The sequence below is a fragment of the Pseudomonas sp. AM8 genome, assembly GCF_036346475.1.
Classification (GTDB): domain Bacteria; phylum Pseudomonadota; class Gammaproteobacteria; order Pseudomonadales; family Pseudomonadaceae; genus Aquipseudomonas; species Aquipseudomonas marginalis.
The window spans coordinates 611,976-634,669 of record NZ_JAOTNX010000002.1; the positions used below are offsets into that span (position 1 = coordinate 611,976).

Below are 22,694 nucleotides of genomic sequence, written 5' to 3' on the forward strand. Positions count from 1 at the left end.
TGCCATGTCCCTCCCCTCCCATGTGCGCCTGGTGGAAGTCGGCCCGCGCGACGGTTTGCAGAACGAAGCCCAGCCCATCAGCGTGGCTGACAAGGTCCAACTGGTGGATGCCCTCAGCGCGGCGGGCCTGAGCTATATCGAAGTCGGCAGTTTTGTCTCGCCCAAGTGGGTGCCGCAAATGGCCGGTTCTGCCGAAGTGTTCGCGCAGATCCAGCGCAAGCCCGGCGTGACCTATGGTGCGCTGGCGCCAAACCTGCGCGGTTTTGAGGACGCGCTGGCGGCGGGCGTGAAGGAAGTGGCGGTGTTCGCTGCGGCGTCCGAGGCGTTTTCCCAGCGCAATATCAACTGTTCCATCAGCGAAAGCCTGGAGCGTTTTGCGCCGATCATGACGGCGGCCAGGCAGCACGGCATCAGCGTGCGTGGCTATGTGTCGTGTGTGCTGGGTTGCCCTTACGAAGGTGAGATTGCGCCGGAACAGGTGGCGGCGGTCGCGCGGGAGTTGTATGCCATGGGCTGCTACGAGGTGTCCCTGGGCGACACCATCGGCACCGGCACGGCGGGCACCACGCGGCGGCTGTTCGAGGTGGTCGGCGCGCAGGTGCCACGGGACAAACTGGCGGGTCACTTCCATGACACCTATGGCCAGGCCATCGCCAATATCTATGCCGGCCTGCTGGAAGGCATCACGGTATTCGACAGCTCTATTTCAGGCCTCGGCGGCTGCCCCTATGCCAAGGGCGCCAGCGGTAACGTCGCCACCGAAGATGTGCTGTACCTGCTCAATGGCCTCGGGATCGACACCGGCATCGACCTGGACGCATTGATTCGCGCGGGCCTGCAAATCAGCCATGTCCTCGGCCGCCCTACCGGCTCGCGCGTAGCCAAGGCGCGGACAGCCGGTTGAGTAGCGTAGCCGTGACAATGTGTTACCGCACGGCTACACATCGAGTAACACGGGAACATATTTTGTCGTATTTTCTGTAGGCCAAACCCTACTAAAAAATTAACTTATTGATTTTAAATGGATTTTAAAAGTTGGCACGCCTTCTGCTATCTCTATGGCATAACAAGAATAAAAAGCGCCAAACCTAATAAAAATAAGACGAAACGACTCTGACATAACAAAAACAACACGGCAGAGACGCAGCTAACAGATTTTTTTGGAGAAGATGTGCTTCGCAGGGTACGGCATGCCGAAACCCGCAACCGGTTAGAGAAAAATAAAACTACCTCAGGTAGCTACCCACTGGTTGGATCGTTAACGAAGAAGCAGATCAGCGCTCAAAAAAATACGTTTGCTCTTGACCCCGGATGGGGGTCGCCAAAAACAGCGGTAAAGGGTAACGGTTGCCAAAAACAACAATAGACCGCCCCTCAATAATAAAAAAAGAGCACGCAACGACAAATTAAAGGGGACCTTCGGGTCCCCTTTGTGCTTTCTGGCCTTTAACCCTGCCCTGCCCCCAGCTCTTCGATCGAGATCTCGCGCATGCGGAATTTCTGGATCTTGCCCGTCACCGTCATCGGAAACTCCTCCACGAACTTGAAGTACCTGGGCGTCTTGAAGTGCGCGATGCGGCCCTTGCACCAGGCCTGCAGCTCCAGTTCGCTGGCCACATGGCCGGGATGCAACTTGACCCAGGCCACGATCTCCTCGCCGTAACGCTCGTCCGGAATGCCGATGACCTGCACATCGGCCACCGCCGGATGGGTGAAGAAAAACTCTTCCACCTCGCGCGGGTACACGTTTTCGCCACCGCGAATGATCATGTCCTTGTTGCGCCCGGCGATGCACACATAGCCGTGGGCATCCATGGTGGCCAGGTCGCCGGTGTGCATCCAGCCCGCAGCGTCGATGGCCTCGCGGGTGCCGTCGGGGTTGTTCCAGTAGCCGAGCATCACGCTGTAGCCACGGGTGCACAGTTCGCCGACCTGGCCACGGGGCAGCGTGTTACCGGCTTCATCGATGATCTTGCTTTCCAGTTGCGGCTGGGTGCGGCCGACGGTGGTCACGCGACGCTCCAGATCGTCATCCGCGCCGGTTTGCAGGGACACGGGGCTGGTTTCGGTCATGCCGTAGGCAATCTGCACCTCGCCCATGTGCAATTCGCCGATGACCCGGCGCATCACCTCGATGGGGCACGTGGCGCCGGCCATGATGCCGGTGCGCAGGGTGGACAGCTCGAACTCGCCCCGGCGTGGGTGATCAAGCAAGGCAATAAACATCGTGGGCACGCCGTACAGGCCAGTGGCACGTTCTTCGGCGACGACGGTGAGGGTCAGCAGCGGATCGAAGCCGTCATTCGGGTAGATCATGGTGGTGCCATGGGTAATGCAGCCCAGGTTGCCCATCACCATGCCGAAGCAGTGGTACAGCGGCACCGGGATCACCAGGCGGTCCTGCGCGGTGAGGCCCAGGCTTTCGCCGACCATATAGCCGTTATTGAGGATGTTGTGATGACTGAGGGTGGCGCCCTTGGGGAACCCCGTGGTGCCGGAGGTGTACTGGATATTGACGGCTTGATCGAAGTGCAGGCTGGCCTGACGGCTGTGCAGCTGCTCGGGCGGCAGGCCCGCACCGAGGGCCGCCAGTTCCGACCAGGGCAGGAAGCCCGGGGGCGGGCTGGGGTCGAGGCTGATCATGCCACGCAGCTCAGGCTGCAATGCCTGCAACATCGCGTGGTAGTCGGAGGTCTTGAACGCGCCGGCGCACACCAGCCACTCGCAGCCGGACTGCTTGAGCACGTAGTCCAGTTCACTGCTGCGGTACGCCGGGTTGATATTGACCAGGATCACGCCAATCTTGGCGCTGGCGATCTGGCTGATGCACCACTCGGCACAATTGGGCGCCCAGATCCCCAGGCGGTCGCCGGTCTGCATACCCAAGGCCAGGAACGCGCGAGCGTGCACCTCGACGGTCTCGGCCAGTTGCCGCCAGGTGTAGCGACGCTGCTGATGGCGCACCACAAGGGCCTCGCCATCGGGGTGTTGCGCCACGGTGTGATCGAAGGCCTGGCCAATGGTCATGGCCAGCAAGGCCTTGTCCTGGGAGCCACGGCTGTAGCTCGGATGCGGTTGATCCATAACGACCCCTGTTGTCTTTTTTGTAGGTTGACGTATACGTAAACTACGATTGACAGCACCGTAACGCAAGCTTACGTTAACGTAAAGGTGAGCGCCCTTCCCTGGCGCGCCATCCACACAACAACAACGCTCACATTAAGGTGCCTGTCCATGAGTTACCCGTCCCTGAACTTCGCCCTCGGTGAAACCATCGACATGCTGCGCGACCAGGTGCAGTCCTTCGTGGCCAAGGAAATCGCGCCCCGTGCGGCACAGATCGACATCGACAACCTGTTCCCCGCCGACCTGTGGCGCAAGTTCGGGGACATGGGCCTGCTGGGCATCACCGTACCGGAAGAATACGGCGGCGCCGGCCTGGGCTACCTGGCCCACGTGGTGAGCATGGAAGAAATCAGCCGTGGCTCGGCCTCGGTGGCGTTGTCCTACGGCGCCCACTCCAACCTGTGCGTGAACCAGATCAACCGCAACGGTACTCACGAACAGAAACTCAAGTACCTGCCCAAACTGATCAGCGGCGAACACGTCGGCGCCCTGGCCATGAGCGAGCCCAACGCCGGTTCCGATGTGGTCTCGATGAAACTGCGCGCCGACAAACACGGCGACCACTACGTGCTCAACGGCAGCAAGACCTGGATCACCAACGGCCCCGACGCCAGCACCTATGTGATCTACGCCAAGACCGACCTGGAAAAGGGCGCCCACGGCATCACCGCGTTTATCGTCGAGCGCGACTGGAAAGGCTTCAGCCGCAGCAACAAGTTCGACAAGCTCGGCATGCGTGGCTCCAACACCTGCGAGCTGTTTTTCGATGACGTGCAAGTGCCGGAGGAAAACATCCTCGGCGTGCTCAACGGCGGCGTGAAAGTGCTGATGAGCGGCCTCGATTACGAGCGCGTGGTGTTGTCCGGCGGCCCCACCGGGATCATGCAGGCGTGCATGGACCTGATCGTGCCGTACATCCACGATCGCAAGCAGTTCGGTCAAAGCATCGGCGAGTTCCAGCTGATCCAGGGCAAGGTCGCCGACATGTACACCCAGCTCAACGCCAGCCGCGCCTACCTCTACGCGGTGGCCCAGGCCTGCGAACGCGGCGAAACCACGCGCAAGGACGCGGCCGGGGTGATCCTGTACAGCGCCGAACGCGCCACGCAAATGGCCCTCGACGCGATCCAGATCCTCGGCGGCAATGGCTACATCAATGAATTCCCCGCCGGGCGCCTGCTGCGGGACGCCAAGCTGTATGAAATCGGCGCCGGCACCAGTGAGATTCGGCGGATGCTGATCGGTCGCGAACTCTTCAACGAAACCCGCTGAAGGAGCGCCCCATGGCCACCTTGCACACCCAGCTCAACCCACGCTCGGCGGAGTTCGCCAGCAACAGCGCGGCGATGCGCCGACAGGTCGACGCCCTGCACACCCTGCTCGCCCATGTGCAGCAAGGCGGCGGCGCCAAGGCCCAGGAGCGCCACACCTCGCGCGGCAAACTGCTGCCGCGCGAGCGCATCAATCGCCTGCTGGACCCAGGCTCGCCGTTCCTCGAACTCAGCCAACTGGCCGCCCATCAGGTGTATGGCGAAGACGTGCCGGCCGCCGGCGTGATCGCCGGCATCGGCCGCGTGGAAGGCGTCGAATGCATGATCGTCGCCAACGACGCCACGGTGAAAGGCGGCTCCTACTACCCGCTCACGGTGAAAAAACACCTGCGCGCCCAGACCATCGCCGAACAGAACCGCCTGCCGTGCATTTACCTGGTGGACTCCGGCGGCGCCAACCTGCCGCGCCAGGATGAAGTGTTTCCCGACCGCGAACACTTCGGGCGGATCTTCTTCAACCAGGCCAACATGAGTGCCCAGGGCATCCCGCAGATCGCCGTGGTGATGGGCTCGTGCACCGCCGGTGGCGCCTACGTGCCGGCCATGGCCGACGAAGCGATCATGGTGCGCAACCAAGCCACCATCTTCCTGGCCGGCCCGCCATTGGTGAAGGCGGCTACCGGTGAAGTGGTCAGCGCCGAAGACCTCGGCGGTGCCGACGTGCACTGCAGGATATCCGGCGTGGCCGACCACTATGCCGACAGTGACGAACACGCCCTGGCCCTGGCCCGCCGCAGCGTGGCCAACCTCAATTGGCGCAAGCAGGGCCAATTGCTGCAACGCACGCCCGTGGCGCCGCTGTACAGCAGCGAAGAGCTCTACGGCGTGATCCCGGCCGATGCCAAGCAGCCGTTCGATGTACGCGAAGTGATCGCACGGCTGGTGGATGGCTCGGTGTTCGATGAGTTCAAGGCGCTGTTCGGCACCACCCTGGTGTGCGGCTTCGCGCATGTGCACGGCTACCCGATTGCGATCCTGGCGAACAACGGGATTCTGTTCGCCGAAGCCGCGCAAAAAGGCGCGCACTTTATCGAGCTGGCCTGCCAACGCGGGATTCCCCTGCTGTTCCTGCAGAACATCACCGGGTTTATGGTCGGCCAGAAATACGAAGCCGGTGGCATCGCCAAGCACGGCGCCAAGCTGGTGACCGCGGTGGCGTGCGCCAAGGTGCCGAAATTCACGGTGATCATCGGCGGCAGCTTCGGCGCCGGCAACTACGGCATGTGCGGCCGCGCCTATGATCCGCGCTTTTTGTGGATGTGGCCCAACGCGCGGATTGGCGTGATGGGCGCCGAACAGGCTGCGGGCGTGCTGGTGCAGGTCAAGCGTGAGCAGGCTGAACGGGCAGGCGTCGGCTTCAGCGCTGAAGAGGAAGCGGCGATCAAGCAGCCGATCCTCGACCAGTACGAAACCCAGGGTCACCCTTATTACTCCAGCGCACGCCTGTGGGACGACGGCGTCATCGACCCGATGCAGACCCGCGATGTGCTGGCCCTGGCCTTGTCCGCCGCGCTGAATGCCCCCATCGAGCCGAGCCGCTTCGGCGTGTTCCGCATGTAACCTGTAGGAGCGAGCTTGCTCGCGAAGGTCGTTAACGATAACGCGAGCATTCTGGATGAACGCGTTGCCTGGACGTTTTTCGCGAGCAAGCCCGCTCCTACAGGAGACCTCTCATCATCATGGAGCTCCTTGCATGAGCGATTTCAACACCCTCGAACTGATCACCGACAGCCGTGGCTTTGCCACGCTGTGGCTCAGCCGAGAAGCCAAGAACAACGCGTTCAACGCCGAGATGATCCGCGAACTGATCATCGCCCTCGACCATGTGCAAGGTGATGCGTCCCTGCGTTTCCTGGTCCTGCGTGGGCGCGGCAGGCACTTCAGCGCCGGTGCCGACCTGGCCTGGATGCAGCAGTCGGCCGAACTGGATTACCACACCAACCTGGACGACGCCCGCGAACTGGCGGAGCTGATGTACAACCTGGCCAAGCTGAAAATCCCCACCCTGGCAGTGGTGCAAGGCGCGGCCTACGGTGGCGCGCTGGGCCTGATCAGTTGCTGCGACATGGCCATCGGCGCCGATGACGCGCAGTTTTGCCTGTCGGAAGTGCGCATCGGCCTGGCCCCGGCCGTGATCAGCCCGTTCGTGGTGCAGGCCATCGGCGAACGGGCGGCGCGGCGCTATGCCCTGACCGCCGAGCGCTTTGGCGGCCAGCGTGCACGGGAAATCGGCCTGCTGGCGGAAAGCTACCCGATTGGCGAACTGGACCAACAGGTGGAACAGTGGATCACCCACCTGCTGCATAACAGCCCGGCGGCGATGCGCGCCAGCAAGGACCTGCTGCGTGAAGTCGGTAACGGCGCGCTCACCCCTGCCCTGCGCCGCTATTGCGAAAATGCCATTGCACGCATCCGTGTCAGCGCCGAAGGCCAGGAAGGTTTGCGCGCTTTTTTGCAAAAACGCCCACCCAGCTGGCAACCCCAGGAGCCGCGTTCATGAGCACGCTGACCACCGTACTGGTGGCCAACCGCGGCGAGATTGCCTGCCGGGTGATGCGCACCGCCAAGGCCATGGGCCTGACCACCGTGGCGGTGCATAGCGCCGTCGACCGTGATGCGCGACACAGCCGCGAGGCGGATATTCGTGTCGACCTGGGGGGCAGCAAGGCCACCGAGAGCTACCTGCAAATCGACAAACTGATCGCCGCCGCCCAGGCCAGCGGCGCCCAGGCCATTCACCCAGGCTACGGCTTCCTGTCGGAAAACGCCGGGTTTGCCCGTGCGATCGAGGCGGCGGGCCTGATCTTCCTCGGGCCGCCCGCCTCGGCCATCGACGCCATGGGCAGTAAGTCCGCCGCCAAGGCCCTGATGGAAACCGCCGGCGTGCCCCTGGTGCCGGGGTATCACGGCACAGAACAGGACCTGGAAACCTTCCGCGCCGCCTGTGAGCGCATCGGCTATCCGGTACTGCTCAAAGCCACGGCCGGCGGCGGCGGCAAGGGCATGAAGGTGGTGGAGGATGTCAGCCAACTCGCCGACGCCCTGGCCTCGGCCCAGCGTGAGGCGCTGTCGTCCTTCGGCAATGGGCAGATGCTGGTGGAGAAATACCTGCTCAAGCCACGCCACGTAGAGATCCAGGTGTTTGCCGATCAGCACGGGCATTGCCTGTACCTCAATGAGCGGGATTGCTCGATCCAACGCCGCCACCAAAAGGTCGTCGAGGAAGCCCCGGCACCGGGGCTGAGCGTTGCACAGCGCAAGGCCATGGGCGAAGCGGCGGTGCGTGCGGCCCAGGCCATCGGTTATGTCGGTGCGGGCACGGTGGAGTTCTTGCTGGATGCGCGCGGCGAGTTTTTCTTCATGGAGATGAACACCCGGCTGCAGGTGGAACACCCGGTCACCGAAGCGATTACCGGCCTGGACCTGGTGGCCTGGCAGATTCGCGTCGCCCAGGGCGAGGCGCTGCCGATCACCCAGGAGCAGGTGCCGCTGATCGGCCATGCGATTGAAGTGCGTTTGTACGCCGAAGACCCGGCCAACGACTTCCTGCCCGCCACCGGGTACCTGGCGCTGTATCGCGAGTCCGGGCCGGGCCCGGGGCGCCGCGTGGACAGTGGTGTCGAGCAAGGAGACGACGTGTCGCCGTTCTACGACCCGATGCTCGGCAAGCTGATTGCCTGGGGTGAAGACCGTGAACAGGCACGCCTGCGGTTGCTGAGCATGCTCGACGAGTTTGCCGTGGGTGGGCTGAAGACCAACCTGGGCTTCCTGCGGCGCATTATTGGTCATCCGGCATTTGCGGCGGCCGAGTTGGATACCGGGTTCATTCCGCGCTATCAGGAGGATCTGCTGCCGGTGGCCGGGACGCTGAGCGATGCGTTCTGGCAGGCTGCGGGTTCGGCCTTTATGCAGAGCTTGCCTGCGGGTGACGGGCCATGGGCGGACACCCGTGGATTCCGTGCAGGACTGCCCGCCGAGGTCTCGCTGCACTTGAGCTGCAATGGCCAGGACCGCCTGGTGACACTGGCCGCCGTCGCCGCGACACTGCATGGCGAACAGTTAGTGATCGAACACCAGGGCGTCCGTCGTTCACATCTGGCAGTGCGCAACGAGCACACGGTTTTCCTGCGTTGGGACGGCGAGATGCAGGGCGTGAGCCTGTTCGATCCGATTGCGGCAGTCGAGGCCAGCCAGTCGCACCAGGGCGGCCTCACGGCACCCATGAACGGCAGCATCGTGCGGGTACTGGTGGACGTCGGCCAAACGGTCGAGGCCGGCACGCAACTGGTGGTGCTCGAGGCGATGAAGATGGAGCACAGTATCCGCGCGCCCCAGGCCGGGGTAGTCAAGGCGCTGTTCTGCCAGGAGGGCGAAATGGTTGCCGAAGGGTGTGCGTTGGTGGAGCTCGAAACGGAGGACTAGAACTTCACCGTGGCCTGCACAACGACGCCGAGGATGCGGCAATCAGCGGTGAACAGCAGTTTCGGGTAGGTGGGGTTGAGCGGCACCAGGTAGAGCTGGCCGCTCTCTTCCAGCAACTGGCGAAAGGTCGCCTGGGTACTGGCGGCCCGTTGGGCGACTACCAGTTTGCCCGGTTCGGCGGCGATGGCCGGATCTACCAGGATCATCATCCCCGCTGCGATGCTCGGGCCGCTGAGCGCGGTCATGGCGTCACCTGTCACCGGCAGCCAGAAGGCGTCTCCCCGGGCGTGGTAATCCGTCGGTTCGAAGCGTGCGGCGCCATAGGCCGGGCGCTCTTCGCGCGTTTCGCCCAGGCCTTTCCACTCGCTGACCGGGTAGCGAAAATACGACGTGTATTGTTTTGCCGGGCCACGGACTTCGTCGGCCTTCTCGCGCAGCTCCTGCACCACTTCCAGGTCGCCCAGCCCCAGCTCCGCCAGCACCCGGTTCATATCCGCCAGGCTCGGCACGCGGCGCTTGTTGAGCCAGTGGCCAACGCCACCCTGGGACATGCCCAAGCGTTCAGCCAGCTCGCCCTGGGTGACCTCGCGGTCTTTCATGTTGGCCTTGACCAATGCTATCCATTTATCCATGGCCGCCGACAATACGTCAGCCAGTTTCCAGGGCAATAAACAGTTTGTAGTAATCCATAAAACGACATAAATACGATACGTACTATCATCGGGCATAAGGTTTTCGACACCCACCCAGAGTACCGCCCCTTATGACGACGAGCCCGTATCCCCTGCCTGAAACACCCGAAAACGATGACGTTCAAGGCCTGCGCAGCAGCGGTGCTGCCCAGCGTGCCTTGGACTTCTACTTGAAAGAAAATATGTCAGCACCCGTCCCGGATGACAGCTTTTTCGCCATCAAGCCCGGCATCAGCCAGGAGGAAGCCCTGGTGCACGCCTCGGACCTGTTGCGCAGTGCCGCCGCCACGGCCTACGAATCAGCGAGCAGCCATCAGGGCAACCAGCGAGACCTGGCGTTTTCAGTGGTGTATTTGATTGATATGGCGAAGGCGATGGTCGAGCGGTCGTTGCGGGCACCGGAGGTTCGGGCGAACGGATAACAACCGCGAAAGAAAAATATTTCTATCCCATGGATAAAAACATTTGACTTGCAAATGATAATGATTATTATTGGACCCAGCTGATCGCGAGATCAGTCGATAGACCAAGGGACCTTAGGTCGGACTCTTGGAATATCTCCTCATCAGGCTAATCACGGTTTTTGACCCGGCTCTTTGGCCGGGTCTTTTTTTTGCCAGTTTCCCTGGCATGGCTTCAGGCTAATGAAGACTGTGTGTTGCTTGATGGCGCGCATGGTAGCAAAAGACCATCGCCAAAAGAAAGCCAGTCCAGTGCTCCAGCGCACATCTCTGCGAAATAGCGCTTGAGAATCAATCTCATAGATTCTAAGCTGCGGCGGCGTCACGGACGACGCCCCCTCCCCGCAACAATTTTGCATCCAGGCTTTACCAAACTCCTGTGTAATATAGCCGCCACAACACTCATATTCAGGCAACCAGACTATGACCGTGGCCTTGACCTCCATCAAGATCAGCACCGACTTCGACAGTGGCAATATCCAGGTGCTCGACGCCAGCGACGCCTACCAGCTGCTGCTGGCCATCCAACCCGATACCCGCAGCCACCATTACCAATGGTTCCACTTCAAAGCCGAAGGCATGCACGTGGGCCACACCCATAACTTTCGCCTGAGCAACGCCGGTGGCTCTTCGTATAAGCACGCCTGGAGCGGCTATAACGCTGTCGCGTCCTATGATCACGTCAACTGGTTCCGAGTCCCCACTCGCTTTGACGGCGAGATCCTGCACATCAGCCTAGAAACCCGTGAGAAGCATGCCTGGTTGGCCTACTTCGAGCCCTACAGTCGCGAACGCCACAACTGGCTGATCGACCAGGCCCTGAAGTACGCCGGCACCCAACTGCTGGCCACCGGCAAAAGTGTCGAGGGCCGCGATATTCAACTGTTGCGACGTGGCAAAGGCGGCGAAGGCCGACGCAATGTCTGGATCATTGCCCAGCAGCACCCCGGCGAACACATGGCCGAATGGTTCATGGAGGGCATCATCGAACGCCTGCAACAGGATGGCGATGCCGAGATGAAAAAGCTCCTGGCCGTTGCCGACCTGTACCTGGTGCCGAACATGAACCCCGACGGCGCCTTCCACGGTCACCTGCGCACCAACGCCATGGGCCAGGACCTCAATCGCGCCTGGCAAAGCGCCAGCCAGGAGATCAGCCCGGAAGTGCTGTTCGTGCAACAGCAAATGCAGCAGTACGGTGTCGACCTGTTCCTCGATATTCACGGCGACGAAGAAATCCCCTACGTGTTCACCGCTGCCTGCGAAGGCAACCCCGGCTACACCCCGCGTATCGAAGCGCTGGAAAAACGCTTCCGCAGCCATTTGAGTTCGCTGACCCGTGACTTCCAAACCACCCACGGCTACACCCGCGACTTGCCGGGCGAAGCCAATATGACCCTGGCCTGCAATGCCGTCGGCGAGCAATACGACTGCCTGTCCCTGACCCTGGAAATGCCGTTCAAGGACAACGATGACGCCCCCAACCCGAAAACCGGTTGGTCAGGCGAACGCTCCAAACAGCTGGCCAAGGACGTCTTGAGCACCGTGGCCGATATCGTCACGGTCCTGCGCTAACGCCCCTGGCCCCCGGCATCAGTCCTTGGTGCCGGTCATGCTCTGCAACACACCATCGCGCCGAATCAACCCATGGAACAGCGCCGCCGCCAAGTGCAGCAGTACCGTCAGGAACAGCAGGTAGGCCAGATAACCATGGGCCTTGCGCAATAGCGCAAACAGCGGCGCATCCGCCGCCACCAGCGCCGGCAACTGCACCGAACTGCTGAGCATCACCGGGTCGCCCGCCGCCGAAATCATCGCCCAGCCCAGCAGCGGCAACACCAGCATCAACCCATACAAGACCAGATGGGACGCCTTGGCCGCCAGCACTTGCCACAGCGGTAAGTCAGACGGCAACGGCGGCTGGCGGGTGGAGAAGCGCACCGCCAGGCGCACGATCACCAGCACCAGGATCGCGATCCCCAGCGGCTTGTGCAGGTGGATCAACCACTCATGCCGCTCCGACACTGACGCCGCCAGGCCTGCGCCGATAAACAACATGGCGATGACCATCAGCGCCATCAACCAGTGCAGCAGGCGCGCCAGGGGCGCAAAAAACCGTGGTTGGGCATTCATGGCTTCGACTCCGCTGGGGCACTGTGCAAGGGGCTGACTTCACCGGCACGGCGCAGGTAAGAACTGGCATATGCCGCCGAACGTGCAGCCAGCAGCGGGTCATTGGAGGCTTCGATGCCGCTGGGCAAAATCAACGGATCGAAATTAATGTCGCGACAATCGCCGTCAGCCTGAGGCTGGCTGCTTTGCAGCACCAGGGTGCCGGCATTCAACACCTTGTGCTCACCGGTCCAGGGTTTGCTCGCGTCCTCCAGCGGGTCGCCGGGGTTGGCCAGGGTCATGTTCAACTGCCAACGCAACGGCCCTGTGGCCAGGCGTTGCACCAGGTCTTTCTCCAGAAAGTCGGCGCCCGTCGGTGCGGTCTCCCCCGCTGCATCCTGACTCTGGGGCACTACGCCCCAACGCACGGCCTGGCGCTTGCCCTCGGCACTCACCAAATAAAACGCGTTGATACCGTTATAGGTTTCGGTCGCATAACTGGCCGATGGCCTGGCCGTCTTGACCCACGCCAGGAATGGCGCCGCCTCAGGGTGTGCGGCAAAAAACGCCGGCATATTCGCCGGGTTCGGCTTGCCGGTGGCCGGGTCCGGCGCGCCGGCCTTGAGCATCTGGTAGAACGCCTCGGGCGTGCCCACCGGGAACACCGGCATGCTGTTCATGCCGGTACGCCATTGCTGGCCGTTGGCCAGGCTGAACTGCACGGCAAAGCTGCGGATCGGTACACTGCTGTCCGGCGCATAGGGGTTGCCGCTGGGCAGGGCGAAGCGGCCGATCAACGGCGTCCTGGCCGCGCTGAACACCTGGGCGCGGGAGTAGGCACGCGCCTTGGCACTGCTTTCGAAGTACCCGGCCACGCACACGCCCTTGGCATGGTTACGCCGGAATCCAGGGTGCACGCCGTTGTTGGTTTCCAGGGCATTGACCAGGGTTTTCGGGCGCAGGCGTTGTGGGTCGAGGCTGCCGTTGACGTAGGCAAATGCCCCGGCCATAACCGCAACCACGGCACCAATTCCCGCAAGTCGTGCGATCAGGCTCGCCGTGCTTAACGGGGGACGTGGCGGTGATGAGTGATCTACCATGAACAGACTCCAGGGCCTGAAGGCCTTTGGGGGTAACCATAAGGTCGGAGCATTAAGACGAACGCCGATCCGCTCTATTCCCAGGCCCTGGATTTATTTTCCACGGCCGGGAATAACCGTTCACGCCGGACGTCTCTCTAGTCCCAGCGTAGTGACCAGCCAGACACCCATGCATGAACTCGACGAACCGTTACGTGAACTCATCCCCAGGCTGCGGCGTTTCGCTGTGTCCCTGACCCGTAACGCCAGCAGTGCCGACGACCTGGTGCAGGCGACCCTGGAGCGGGCGATCACCCGTTGGGCCGACAAACGCATCGAGGGCGATTTGCGCGCCTGGCTGTTCTCGATCCTCTACCGGCAGTTCCTCGATGCCCACCGCCGCACCCGGCGCTATGCACGCATGCTGGAATTCTTTACCGGCCGCGATGATGCGCAGCCGTCGGTGGAGCGCACCGTCATCGCCCAAGCGACCCTGCAAGCCTTCGACCAACTCAACACCGAACAACGCGCACTGCTGTTGTGGGTGTCGGTGGAGGGCTTGAGCTACAAGGAAGTCGCGCAAATACTCGAGGTGCCGATCGGCACCGTGATGTCGCGCCTGTCCCGGGCGCGCCAAGCGTTGCGTCAACTCAGCGATGGCGACATCGCCAGCCCTTCCCTGCGGATACTCAAATGATCAGCCTGCCCCCCAGCGAACGCGACCTGCATGCCTACGTCGATCATCAACTCCTGGACAGTGATCGCCGCGTGCTCGAAACCTATCTGGCCGCCCACCCCGAGGTCGCGGCCCAAGTGCAGGCGTGGCAACAGGACGCGCAATTGCTGCGCGCGTCCTTGAGCGGCGCCCTGCAACAACCGGCTAACCCGGCGCTGGACCCGGCACTGATTCGCCAGCGCCTCAAGCATCAATCGCGCCGCCACTATGCTACCGCTGCGGTGCTGCTGATGGCCGTCAGCCTCGGTGGCCTCGGCGGCTGGCAGGCCCGTGAAGCCACGCAACCGCCGCTGCTGCCGATGGCCGATGCGATGCAAGCGTTCCGCCTGTTTGCCCAGGAGGGCATCATGCCCGCCGACTATAACGGCCAGGACCGCGGCACGATGCAGGCGTGGCTCGACCGCTACTTCAATCAAGCCCATCGCCTGCCGGACTTGAGCCAAGCGGGCTTCACGCCCGTCAGCGGGCGACTGCTCACCACCGATCAAGGCGCCGCCGCCATGGTGCTGTACCAGGACGCACAAGGTCGACGCATCAGCTTCTACATCCGCCCACCGGGCCCGGACAACGGTTTCCTGCCCCGTGGCGAGCGCACGGCGGATGGGTTGCAAGCGCAATACTGGTCCGGCGGCGGCTACAACTATGCGGTGGTCAGCCCGGCCGGCCAGGCGACGCCACCCCTGCAGCCGTTCTAGATTGGTCAAATCGCCAGCGGCGCCCTAAAGTAAGCGACCACCGCACTACAGAGTGACTCGCATTGGCCGTGCTCCCCCTTATCCGTCGTTTGCTCGGTAAAAAAACCGACACACACGACGACGCGCCCATCCAGACGTTCTTTCAGGACAAAACCCGACAACTGGGTTACACCCTCAGTGCTGGTCAAGCCCAGGCCATCACCGCGATGGCGCGCCAGACCCGGCACCTGCTCGCCAGCCAGCCGACCCGCAGCCTGTACCTGCACGGCCCGGTGGGGCGCGGCAAAAGCTGGCTGCTGGACGGTTTCTTCCAGGCGCTGCCCATCGCCGAGAAGCAACGCGTGCATTTCCATGAGTTTTTCGCCCGACTGCACCGCGGTATGTTCACGCACCAGGCGACGGACGATGCCTTGGCCATGACCCTGGACGAACTGCTCGACGGCTGCCGCGTGCTGTGTTTCGACGAGTTCCACGTGCACGACATCGGCGATGCCATGCTGATTACCCGGCTGTTCAAGGCCCTGTTCCAGCGTGGCGTGTGGGTGCTGGTCACCTCCAATTATCCACCCGAAGGGCTGTTGCCCAACCCGCTGTACCACGAGCGTTTCAAGCCGGTGATCGACTTGATTGCCGCGCGTATGGACGTGCTGGAAGTCAGTTCGCCCGAGGACTTTCGCAGCCTGCCCCAGGCCCATGCAGCGCAACGCTTTACCACCGGTTGTTACCTGTGGCCGGGCACGCAGGCCCAGCGTGCGGCGCTCGGCCTGCCTGTCAGCGGCGGCCCGACGCAGACGCTGACGGTGGGCAACCGCACATTGATCTGCCGCCAGCATCAGGCCCGCACCATCGTATTCACCTTCAACGATCTGTGCGAACAGCTGACGGCGGTGATGGACTACCTGTTGCTGTGCGAGGCGTTCGATCACTGGGTCATCGACGGCCTGCCCCACCTGGCAGAGTGCCCGATCGCCGTGCAACAGCGTTTTATCAACTTGGTGGACGTGCTTTACGACAAGGACAAGCACCTGGTCCTGATCGGCGAACAACCGCTGGCACAGGCCATGAGCGGCCAGGCCATCGACCTGGCGCGCACCGCCAGTCGCCTGAACCAATTGCAACAGGCCAACCCGCAACGGGCGCGCGACCCGGTATCATGAGCGCCATTTACGCCCCCTTGCCGAGTGATCGCGCCGTTCATGAATACCCTCGCCCAACTCAAGGCCGGCCACTTGGCCGGCATTACGCGCCTGGACCTGTCCTGCGGACTCACCGAATTCCCTGAGGAAATCTTCGGGCTGGCCGACTCCCTGGAAATCCTCAACCTCAGCGGCAATGCCCTGAGCCGCCTGCCCGACGACCTGCACCGCCTGCCGCACCTGCGCGTGCTGTTCTGCTCGGACAACGCCTTTACCGAACTGCCGGAATGCCTGGGCCAATGCGCCAAACTGAGCATGATCGGCTTCAAGGCCAACCAGATCAGCCACGTGCCCGCCGCCGCGCTGCCGCCGTTGCTGCGCTGGCTGATCCTCACCGATAACTGCATCAGCCAGCTCCCCTGCGAGTTGGGCGAGCGGCCGCTGCTGCAGAAACTGATGCTCGCCGGTAACCAACTGACGCAGTTGCCGCAGAGCCTGGCCAACTGCAGCAATCTGGAGCTGATCCGCATTGCCTCCAACCGCCTCACACGCTTGCCCGAATGGCTGTTGACGCTGCCGAGCCTGACGTGGCTGGCCTATGCGGGCAACCCGGTGGAAATGGCCGTGGATGTGGCGGTGGACGACACGACAGCGGCTATTCCCTGGACGGAACTGGAACTCGCCGACGTGCTGGGCGAAGGTGCCTCGGGGGTGATTCGCAAGGCCCTGTGGACCCCCATGGCCAAGCCCGTCGCCGTCAAGCTGTACAAGGGCACGATCACCAGCGACGGCTCGCCGCTGCACGAAATGCAGGCCTGCATCGCCGCCGGGTTGCACCCTAACCTGATCAAGGTGCAAGGCCGCGTGGTGGGTGCCCCCGAGGACCAGGCCGCGTTGGTCATGGACCTGATCGACCCGAGCTACCGCAACCTCGCCGCCCTGCCGAGCCTGGCCTCGTGCACCCGCGATGTCTACGACCCCGCCACCCGCTTCAGCCTCGACGTAGCCTTGCGCATGGCCCGGGGCATCGCCTCCTTGGCCGCGCATCTGCACCGGCACGGCATCACCCATGGCGACCTGTACGGGCACAATATCCTGTGGAATGACGCGGGCGATTGTTTGCTCGGGGACTTTGGCGCGGCGTCGTTCCATGCCAAGGCAGACACCTTGGAAACACGAGCCTTGCAACGCATTGAAGTGCGCGCGTTCGGGGTGTTGCTGGGGGAATTGCTGGAGCGGGTTGAAGCGGGGTTGATTGACGAGGCGCTGGTAGCGTTGCAGAAAAGCTGTTGCCAGCCCGACGTGTTGGCACGGCCGAGCTTCGAAGAAATCAACGCCTTGCTGCAATCCATCCAACACCACTAAGCAACTGTGGGAGGGGGCTTGCCCTAATGCCAGTCAGTTAAGCGTAGATCGCCTCCTGTAGGAGCGAGCTTGCTCGCGAAAAACGTCAACGATAACGCGTGCTTCCTGAATGAGCGCGGCGCCTGTGAGTTTTTCGCGAGCAAGCTCGCTCCTACAAAAAGCCTTAACTGACTGGCATTAAGGCTTGCCCCCTCCCACATTTTGAATGCGTTTCTTCAGCGGATAAATCAGCCCGCCAGTCCGACGAACATATCCTGCACGTCGTCGTGGTTGTCCAAGCCTTCGAGGAAGGCTTCGACTTCAGCCATCTGCTCATCGGTCAGGCCACTTACCGGGTTCTTCGAGATGTAGCCCAACTTGGCCGACAGCACGGTGAACCCCTGTTCCGGCAGGGCTTTTTGCACGGCGTCCAGGTCGGTGGTCTCGGTGATGAACAGGGTGGTGCCTTCCTCTTCGCCGTCTTCAAAGTCCTGCGCACCGGCTTCGATCGCGGCCATTTCCGCATCGGCATCCGGGGTGTCCGGCGAGGCTTCGATCAGGCCGACATGGTTGAAATCCCAGGCCACGGAGCCGGAAGCACCCAGCTGCCCCTTGCGGAACGCCACGCGGATTTCCGCCACGGTGCGGTTGATGTTGTCGGTCACGCACTCGACGATCAACGGTACCTGGTGCGGGGCGAACCCTTCGTAGGTCACGCGGTGGTATTGCACGGTTTCACCGAGCAGACCGGCGCCCTTCTTGATCGCGCGTTCCAGGGTTTCCTTGGGCATCGAGGCCTTTTTGGCCTGTTCCACCACCAGACGCAGGTGGGCGTTGGTCGCGGTGTCGGCACCGTTGCGGGCGGCGATGGTGATTTCTTTCACCAGCTTGCCGAAGATCTTGCCCTTGGCATTGGATGCCGCTTCTTTATGTTTGACTTTCCACTGTGCGCCCATGACTCACTCTCTTCTATACATCGCGCCGAAACGTCTACTGGCCGGCGCTTTGGGGGCAGAGTTTATAGCGCGAGAACGCATCGTTCCACCAAAAAACCCTCAGGGCGCCAACTCGAAAAACGCCTGAATCAGGCGCAACGAACGGCGCCGCTCCATGCAACCGAGCAGGTGCCGGTTGAGCAGCCCCTCGCCCTCAATCGGCACCGCCTGCACCCGCGGGTCGGGGCTGACTTCCATGGACGAGACCACGCCCACCCCCAGCTCAGCGGCGACGGCTTCGGTCACCGCCTCGCGGCTGTCCAGCTCCAGCAGCACCTTGGGCTGCACATTCGCGGCCATGCAGGCCTCATCGAAGGTACGCCGGGTGATCGAGCTGGGCTCGCGCAGCACCATGATCATGTCGTTGAGTTGCTCGAGGCGAATACCCTCGGGTTGCTGCGCCCACGGGTGGCTGGCCGGCACCAATGCGCACATCCGCGACTCGCTCAACGGTTGCAGGTGCAGACCGTTGCGCGGTTCCACTTCGGTGAGCACCGCCACATCCGCATGCTCGGACAACAGCGCGGCCAGGGTTTCCTGGGCATTGCCCAGGCGCAGGTTGACGGTAATCCCGGGGTAGCGCGCGCGCAGGCTGGCAATCATCGGCATCACCAGGTGCGGGCCGTCCGCCGCGACTTCCAGGCGCCCGCTCAGCAGTTGGCGGTTGGCCTCCAGCATGGTCTGGGCTTCGTCCACCAGGCCAAAGATCGCCCGTGTGATCGCCGCCAGCCGCGCGCCCTCTTCGGTCAACTCCACCCGCCGCGCGGTGCGGCGCAGCAACGGGATCTGGTAGTGCTCCTCCAGGGCCTTGATATGCCCGGTCACCGCCGGTTGGCTGATGAACAGCCGCGCGGCAGCACGGGTAAAACTGCCCTCGCGGGCCACGGCATCGAATGCGCGCAGTTGGAACAGGTTCATGGTTATCGGCCTCACTGATAGCTCGCATAACAACAAACAATTTGATTGATGACAAGCCAAACTGCAATTTAGGCGTCGTAGCTTCAACCCCCGATGCCTTGCGAGGACTTGAGATGACCACTGCCGCGCCGATCCTGCTGACACCTGGCCCCCTGACCACATCGAACCGCACCCGCCGGGCCATGATGGTGGACTGGGGTTCATGGGATGACCGCTTCAACCAACTCACTGCCAGCGTCTGCGCGCAATTGCTGGCGATCCTCCACGGCGAAGGCAGCCACCATTGCGTGCCGTTGCAAGGCAGCGGCACCTTTGCGGTCGAGGCCGCCATCGGCACCCTGGTCCCGCGTGACGGCAAGGTACTGGTGCTGATCAACGGCGCCTACGGCAAGCGCCTGGCCAGGATCTGCGAAGTGCTCGGCCGTGATTTGAGCACCTTTGAGACCGCCGAGGACCAGCCTACTACCGCCGCCGATGTGGACCGCCTGCTGGCGGTAGACAGCGCCATCACCCACGTTGCGTTGATCCACTGCGAAACCAGCACCGGCATTCTCAACCCGCTGCCGCAGATCGCCGAGGTCGTCAAACACCACGGCAAGCGCCTGATCATCGACGCCATGAGCTCCTTCGGTGCGCTGCCGATCGATGCCCGCGAAGTGCCGTTCGACGCACTGATCGCCGCGTCCGGTAAGTGCCTGGAAGGCGTGCCGGGCATGGGCTTCGTCTTCGCGAACAAACAGGCGCTGGCCACCGCCCAGGGCAACTGCCATTCCCTGGCGATGGACCTGTTCGACCAGCACAGCTACATGACCAAGACCGGCCAATGGCGCTTTACCCCGCCGACCCATGTGGTCGCCGCCCTGCACGAAGCGCTGCTGCAATACCAGGAAGAAGGCGGCCTGCCCGCGCGCCACCGACGCTATGCCGACAACTGCCAGGCATTGCTCGACGGTATGGCCGCACTGGGCCTGCGCAGCTTCCTGCCGACGGCGATCCAGGCACCGATCATCGTGACCTTTCACGCACCGCAGGACCCGCGCTACCAGTTCAAGGACTTCTACGAACGGGTCAAGGCCAAGGGGTTCATTCTGTACCCGGGCAAATTGACCCAGGTGGAGACGTTCCGCGTGGGCTGCATCGGCCATGTCGATGCGCAAGGGATGCGCGCAGCGGTCAAGGCGATCGCCGAGGTGCTGGAAGAAATGGAAGTGTCGGACATCTGATTGCCCCTTACCCACAGGATCTGAACCATGAACTATCAAAACCCCAACACCCTCCAGGCCGTCATCCTCGACTGGGCCGGCACCGTGGTCGACTTCGGCTCCTTCGCCCCCACGCAGATTTTCGTCGAGGCCTTCGCCGAATTCGATGTGCAGGTATCCATCGAAGAAGCCCGTGGCCCGATGGGCATGGGCAAGTGGGACCATATCCGCACCCTGTGCGACCAGCCGCAAGTCGCCGAGCGCTACCGCCAGGCATTCGGCCGCACGCCCACCGATGACGACGTGACGGCCATCTACCAGCGCTTCATGCCGTTGCAGATCGAGAAGATCGCCGAACACTCGGCGCTGATCCCCGGCGCCCTCGACACCATCGCCCGACTGCGTGTGCAAGGCATCAAGATCGGCTCTTGCTCCGGCTACCCCAAGCAAGTCATGGACAAGGTCGTCGCGCTGGCCACCACCAACGGCTACGTCGCCGACCACGTGGTCGCCACCGACGAAGTGCCCAACGGCCGCCCATGGCCAGCCCAGGCACTCGCCAACGTGATCGCCCTGGGCATCGACGATGTGGCGGCGTGCGTCAAGGTCGACGACACCGTGCCAGGCATCCTCGAAGGCCGCCGCGCCGGGATGTGGACCGTGGCCCTGACCTGCTCCGGCAATGCCCTGGGCCTGACCTACGCGCAGTTCCGCGCCCTGGACAGCGCCACGTTGGCCAGCGAACGCACGCGCATCGAAGCGATGTTCGCAAGCTCCCGCCCCCATTACCTGATCGATACCATTACCGACCTGCCGGCCGTCATCGCCGACATCAACCAGCGCCTGGCCCGTGGCGAAATGCCGCAAAGCGACTGATAGAGGTCAAGACAACGACATCGCACCGGGCAAACCGCGCAAAACAGGCTTACAGTAAAAGGACTTCGTCGCCAAAGAACGAAGGTTCGCCCTGATGAGTGAGGAACCCAGCGATGCCGTGGAAAAATTCCGATACGCGCTACAGCACCATGTCGATTGCGCTGCACTGGTTGATGGTGGTGCTACTGGCGGTGGTCTACGCCTGCATTGAGTTACGCGGACAGTTTCCCAAAGGCAGCGGTGCACGGACGTTGATCGTCGAGATGCATTTTATGTTCGGCCTCACCGTGTTTGTGCTGGTGTGGCTGCGCCTGTTCGCGCGCAGCCTGGGGGTTGCGCCGAGGATCGTCCCCGCCCCGCCGCAATGGCAAAGCCTGCTGGCCACGCTGATGCACTTCGCGCTGTACGCCTTGATGATCGGCATGCCGATTGCCGGTTGGCTGATCGTCAGTGCCGAGGGGCATTCGGTGATGTTCTATGGGATCGAGTTGCCGCCGCTGATCGCTGAAAACAAGGCGCTGGCCAAAGAGATTGAAGGCTGGCATGTGTGGTTCGGCAAGGCCGGTTACTGGCTGATCGGGCTGCATGCGTTGGCGGGGATCTTTCATCATTATGTGATGCGTGATAACACGGCGCTGCGGATGATGCCGGGTAAGCGTGCTAGGCTGTAAACCCTCGGCGGCCCTGCAAGCCGCCGGTATGCACGAAGATCAGGCGAGTGCCGGGTACGAACCGCCCGGCCTCGATCTGCTGCTTCAACGCCAACAACGCCTTGCCGGTATAGAGCGGTTCCAGCGGTACACCGCAGGCCTGTTCAGCGGTCTCGATAAAGTCCAGTAGCAGCGGATCTACCTTGGCAAAACCGCCCCGACTGGCGTCCAGCAATTCATAACCACCCTGCACCAGAGCACTCACGTTCTGTGCCACACCATGATCATCCGGTACCGCCATGGCGCCATACACCGGATGCGCACCCGCCTCCGCCAACGCCAACCCCGCCAACGTCGTACCGGTGCCTGCCGCCAACCACCAGGCATCGTAATCGGCCCAGCCCACGGTGCTCAATTGCCGGCGTGCCTGCTCGACCAAGACCCCGCAACCCAATGCCCCGGCCATCCCGCCGCCGCCTTCGGGCACGGGGTAAAGATCGGGATATTGCGCGCGCCACGGCAACCAGAAATCCTCCGCGTGGCGCGCGCGGTAGCCGGCATAGCCCAGCCAATGCAACTGCATGCCAAAGGCTTTCAGATCGAGGACTGTGGGGGTGTCTTGAGGGTGACCACGCAACAGGCCGACGGTGGGAAAACCAAAGCGCTTGCCCGCCGCTGCCAGCGCGTGCAGATGGTTGGAGTAAGCACCGCCGAGGCTGACGATGCCGCTGGCACCGGCCTGCTGCGCCTGGGCCAGATGTTGGGTGAGCTTGAACCACTTATTGCCGCTGATCAGTGGGTCGATACGGTCCAGGCGCAGCACGGCCAGCTCGACGCCGTTCAGCCACTCCAGCGCTAACGGTTCAAGCGGTGCATGGGGAAGCCAATCGAAAGGACCCATCGGGCGGCATCTGCATCG

General features: G+C 62.7%; 21 protein-coding genes. 14 read left to right on the plus strand and 7 right to left on the minus strand.

Going from position 1 to position 22,694, the window contains the following annotated elements; genetic code table 11:
• Positions 1–4: 4 nt before the first annotated feature.
• Positions 5–904, plus strand: coding sequence for a hydroxymethylglutaryl-CoA lyase (locus V3W40_RS07870; RefSeq protein ID WP_330214787.1), 900 nt, complete (start codon positions 5–7; stop codon positions 902–904).
• 542 nt (positions 905–1,446) lie between these two features.
• Here the strand turns inward: V3W40_RS07870 and V3W40_RS07875 are convergent.
• A complete protein-coding gene (locus tag V3W40_RS07875) occupies positions 1,447–3,084 on the minus strand; it encodes an AMP-binding protein (RefSeq protein ID WP_330214788.1) in 1,638 nt (545 codons plus the stop codon).
• 150 nt (positions 3,085–3,234) lie between these two features.
• On the opposite strand from V3W40_RS07875, the gene V3W40_RS07880 reads away from it, so the two are divergent.
• The 4 genes from V3W40_RS07880 (at position 3,235) to V3W40_RS07895 (ending at position 8,879) form a co-directional block, all read left to right on the plus strand.
• Positions 3,235–4,398, plus strand: a complete 1,164-nt coding sequence (locus V3W40_RS07880) for an isovaleryl-CoA dehydrogenase (RefSeq protein ID WP_330214789.1) — start codon at positions 3,235–3,237, stop codon at positions 4,396–4,398.
• A gap of 11 nt (positions 4,399–4,409) precedes the next feature.
• Entirely contained in the window at positions 4,410–6,017 is a 1,608-nt protein-coding gene (locus V3W40_RS07885) for a carboxyl transferase domain-containing protein (RefSeq protein WP_330214790.1), read from the plus strand.
• A 133-nt stretch (positions 6,018–6,150) separates the two neighbouring features.
• Complete coding sequence (locus V3W40_RS07890; protein ID WP_027606269.1) at positions 6,151–6,957, plus strand: gamma-carboxygeranoyl-CoA hydratase; 807 nt, start codon at positions 6,151–6,153, stop codon at positions 6,955–6,957.
• A complete protein-coding gene (locus tag V3W40_RS07895; RefSeq protein ID WP_330214791.1) occupies positions 6,954–8,879 on the plus strand; it encodes an acetyl/propionyl/methylcrotonyl-CoA carboxylase subunit alpha in 1,926 nt (641 codons plus the stop codon). Before V3W40_RS07890 ends, V3W40_RS07895 begins: the two co-directional genes overlap by 4 nt.
• Here the strand turns inward: V3W40_RS07895 and V3W40_RS07900 are convergent.
• Positions 8,876–9,511, minus strand: coding sequence for a LexA family protein (locus tag V3W40_RS07900; protein WP_330214792.1), 636 nt, complete (start codon positions 9,509–9,511; stop codon positions 8,876–8,878). The two genes, V3W40_RS07895 and V3W40_RS07900, sit on opposite strands and share 4 nt — an antisense overlap.
• 131 nt (positions 9,512–9,642) lie before the next feature.
• Between V3W40_RS07900 and V3W40_RS07905 the strand changes: the two genes are divergently transcribed.
• Both V3W40_RS07905 and V3W40_RS07910 read left to right on the plus strand, forming a co-directional pair.
• The gene (locus V3W40_RS07905; protein WP_027606266.1) at positions 9,643–9,993 is read left to right on the plus strand and encodes a DUF6124 family protein; all 351 of its coding nucleotides are present in this window, start codon (positions 9,643–9,645) and stop codon (positions 9,991–9,993) included.
• Positions 9,994–10,455: 462 nt separating this feature from the next.
• Positions 10,456–11,607: a M14 family metallopeptidase gene (locus V3W40_RS07910; RefSeq protein WP_065924125.1), complete on the plus strand. Its 1,152-nt coding sequence runs from the start codon at positions 10,456–10,458 to the stop codon at positions 11,605–11,607.
• An 18-nt stretch (positions 11,608–11,625) separates the two neighbouring features.
• Here V3W40_RS07910 and V3W40_RS07915 read toward each other — a convergent pair whose 3' ends face one another.
• A complete protein-coding gene (locus tag V3W40_RS07915; protein WP_065940125.1) occupies positions 11,626–12,165 on the minus strand; it encodes a cytochrome b in 540 nt (179 codons plus the stop codon).
• Positions 12,162–13,244 (minus strand): catalase family peroxidase, encoded by a 1,083-nt coding sequence (locus tag V3W40_RS07920; RefSeq protein ID WP_330214793.1) that lies wholly within the window; start codon positions 13,242–13,244, stop codon positions 12,162–12,164. Before V3W40_RS07920 ends, V3W40_RS07915 begins: the two co-directional genes overlap by 4 nt.
• A 169-nt stretch (positions 13,245–13,413) precedes the next feature.
• Here V3W40_RS07920 and V3W40_RS07925 point away from each other — a divergent pair, with 169 nt between their 5' ends.
• From V3W40_RS07925 to V3W40_RS07940, 4 genes are all read left to right on the plus strand, one after another.
• A complete protein-coding gene (locus V3W40_RS07925; RefSeq protein WP_027606262.1) occupies positions 13,414–13,920 on the plus strand; it encodes an RNA polymerase sigma factor in 507 nt (168 codons plus the stop codon).
• The gene (locus tag V3W40_RS07930) at positions 13,917–14,654 is read left to right on the plus strand and encodes an anti-sigma factor family protein (protein ID WP_315872156.1); all 738 of its coding nucleotides are present in this window, start codon (positions 13,917–13,919) and stop codon (positions 14,652–14,654) included. The genes V3W40_RS07925 and V3W40_RS07930 overlap by 4 nt, the downstream gene beginning before the upstream one ends.
• A 62-nt stretch (positions 14,655–14,716) precedes the next feature.
• On the plus strand, positions 14,717–15,811 hold the full coding sequence (gene zapE / locus V3W40_RS07935; RefSeq protein WP_330214794.1) for a cell division protein ZapE: 1,095 nt from the start codon (positions 14,717–14,719) through the stop codon (positions 15,809–15,811).
• A gap of 39 nt (positions 15,812–15,850) precedes the next feature.
• The gene (locus tag V3W40_RS07940; RefSeq protein ID WP_330214795.1) at positions 15,851–17,155 is read left to right on the plus strand and encodes a protein kinase; all 1,305 of its coding nucleotides are present in this window, start codon (positions 15,851–15,853) and stop codon (positions 17,153–17,155) included.
• Between the two features lie 227 nt (positions 17,156–17,382).
• Here V3W40_RS07940 and V3W40_RS07945 read toward each other — a convergent pair whose 3' ends face one another.
• Positions 17,383–18,090 (minus strand): YebC/PmpR family DNA-binding transcriptional regulator, encoded by a 708-nt coding sequence (locus V3W40_RS07945; RefSeq protein ID WP_027606258.1) that lies wholly within the window; start codon positions 18,088–18,090, stop codon positions 17,383–17,385.
• A gap of 99 nt (positions 18,091–18,189) precedes the next feature.
• Complete coding sequence (locus tag V3W40_RS07950; RefSeq protein ID WP_074847207.1) at positions 18,190–19,047, minus strand: LysR substrate-binding domain-containing protein; 858 nt, start codon at positions 19,045–19,047, stop codon at positions 18,190–18,192.
• 113 nt (positions 19,048–19,160) lie between these two features.
• Here V3W40_RS07950 and V3W40_RS07955 point away from each other — a divergent pair, with 113 nt between their 5' ends.
• The 3 genes from V3W40_RS07955 (at position 19,161) to V3W40_RS07965 (ending at position 21,796) form a co-directional block, all read left to right on the plus strand.
• Entirely contained in the window at positions 19,161–20,270 is a 1,110-nt protein-coding gene (locus tag V3W40_RS07955; RefSeq protein WP_330214796.1) for a 2-aminoethylphosphonate--pyruvate transaminase, read from the plus strand.
• 27 nt (positions 20,271–20,297) lie between these two features.
• On the plus strand, positions 20,298–21,125 hold the full coding sequence (gene phnX / locus V3W40_RS07960) for a phosphonoacetaldehyde hydrolase (RefSeq protein WP_330214797.1): 828 nt from the start codon (positions 20,298–20,300) through the stop codon (positions 21,123–21,125).
• Between the two features lie 113 nt (positions 21,126–21,238).
• Positions 21,239–21,796, plus strand: a complete 558-nt coding sequence (locus tag V3W40_RS07965; RefSeq protein WP_065924135.1) for a cytochrome b — start codon at positions 21,239–21,241, stop codon at positions 21,794–21,796.
• Here V3W40_RS07965 and V3W40_RS07970 read toward each other — a convergent pair.
• Positions 21,786–22,676 carry a 1-aminocyclopropane-1-carboxylate deaminase/D-cysteine desulfhydrase gene (locus V3W40_RS07970; protein ID WP_065924136.1) on the minus strand — a complete coding sequence of 297 codons (891 nt, stop codon included), beginning with the start codon at positions 22,674–22,676 and terminating at the stop codon, positions 21,786–21,788. The genes V3W40_RS07965 and V3W40_RS07970 overlap by 11 nt on opposite strands.
• Positions 22,677–22,694 lie beyond the last annotated feature (18 nt).

Excerpts from the sequence above, each read along its gene's own strand:
- V3W40_RS07875 (WP_330214788.1), bottom strand. The coding sequence starts at position 3,084 with ATGGATCAACCGCATCCGAGCTACAGCCGTGGCTCCCAGGACAAGGCC.
- V3W40_RS07930 (WP_315872156.1), top strand. The coding sequence starts at position 13,917 with ATGATCAGCCTGCCCCCCAGCGAACGCGACCTGCATGCCTACGTCGAT.
- V3W40_RS07890 (WP_027606269.1), top strand. The coding sequence starts at position 6,151 with ATGAGCGATTTCAACACCCTCGAACTGATCACCGACAGCCGTGGCTTT.
- V3W40_RS07945 (WP_027606258.1), bottom strand. The coding sequence starts at position 18,090 with ATGGGCGCACAGTGGAAAGTCAAACATAAAGAAGCGGCATCCAATGCC.
- V3W40_RS07910 (WP_065924125.1), top strand. The coding sequence starts at position 10,456 with ATGACCGTGGCCTTGACCTCCATCAAGATCAGCACCGACTTCGACAGT.
- phnX (WP_330214797.1), top strand. The coding sequence starts at position 20,298 with ATGAACTATCAAAACCCCAACACCCTCCAGGCCGTCATCCTCGACTGG.
- V3W40_RS07900 (WP_330214792.1), bottom strand. The coding sequence starts at position 9,511 with ATGGATAAATGGATAGCATTGGTCAAGGCCAACATGAAAGACCGCGAG.
- V3W40_RS07920 (WP_330214793.1), bottom strand. The coding sequence starts at position 13,244 with ATGGTAGATCACTCATCACCGCCACGTCCCCCGTTAAGCACGGCGAGC.
- V3W40_RS07915 (WP_065940125.1), bottom strand. The coding sequence starts at position 12,165 with ATGAATGCCCAACCACGGTTTTTTGCGCCCCTGGCGCGCCTGCTGCAC.
- V3W40_RS07925 (WP_027606262.1), top strand. The coding sequence starts at position 13,414 with ATGCATGAACTCGACGAACCGTTACGTGAACTCATCCCCAGGCTGCGG.
- V3W40_RS07955 (WP_330214796.1), top strand. The coding sequence starts at position 19,161 with ATGACCACTGCCGCGCCGATCCTGCTGACACCTGGCCCCCTGACCACA.
- V3W40_RS07970 (WP_065924136.1), bottom strand. The coding sequence starts at position 22,676 with ATGGGTCCTTTCGATTGGCTTCCCCATGCACCGCTTGAACCGTTAGCG.
- V3W40_RS07880 (WP_330214789.1), top strand. The coding sequence starts at position 3,235 with ATGAGTTACCCGTCCCTGAACTTCGCCCTCGGTGAAACCATCGACATG.
- V3W40_RS07965 (WP_065924135.1), top strand. The coding sequence starts at position 21,239 with ATGCCGTGGAAAAATTCCGATACGCGCTACAGCACCATGTCGATTGCG.
- V3W40_RS07905 (WP_027606266.1), top strand. The coding sequence starts at position 9,643 with ATGACGACGAGCCCGTATCCCCTGCCTGAAACACCCGAAAACGATGAC.
- V3W40_RS07870 (WP_330214787.1), top strand. The coding sequence starts at position 5 with ATGTCCCTCCCCTCCCATGTGCGCCTGGTGGAAGTCGGCCCGCGCGAC.
- V3W40_RS07950 (WP_074847207.1), bottom strand. The coding sequence starts at position 19,047 with ATGAACCTGTTCCAACTGCGCGCATTCGATGCCGTGGCCCGCGAGGGC.
- V3W40_RS07895 (WP_330214791.1), top strand. The coding sequence starts at position 6,954 with ATGAGCACGCTGACCACCGTACTGGTGGCCAACCGCGGCGAGATTGCC.
- V3W40_RS07940 (WP_330214795.1), top strand. The coding sequence starts at position 15,851 with ATGAATACCCTCGCCCAACTCAAGGCCGGCCACTTGGCCGGCATTACG.
- V3W40_RS07885 (WP_330214790.1), top strand. The coding sequence starts at position 4,410 with ATGGCCACCTTGCACACCCAGCTCAACCCACGCTCGGCGGAGTTCGCC.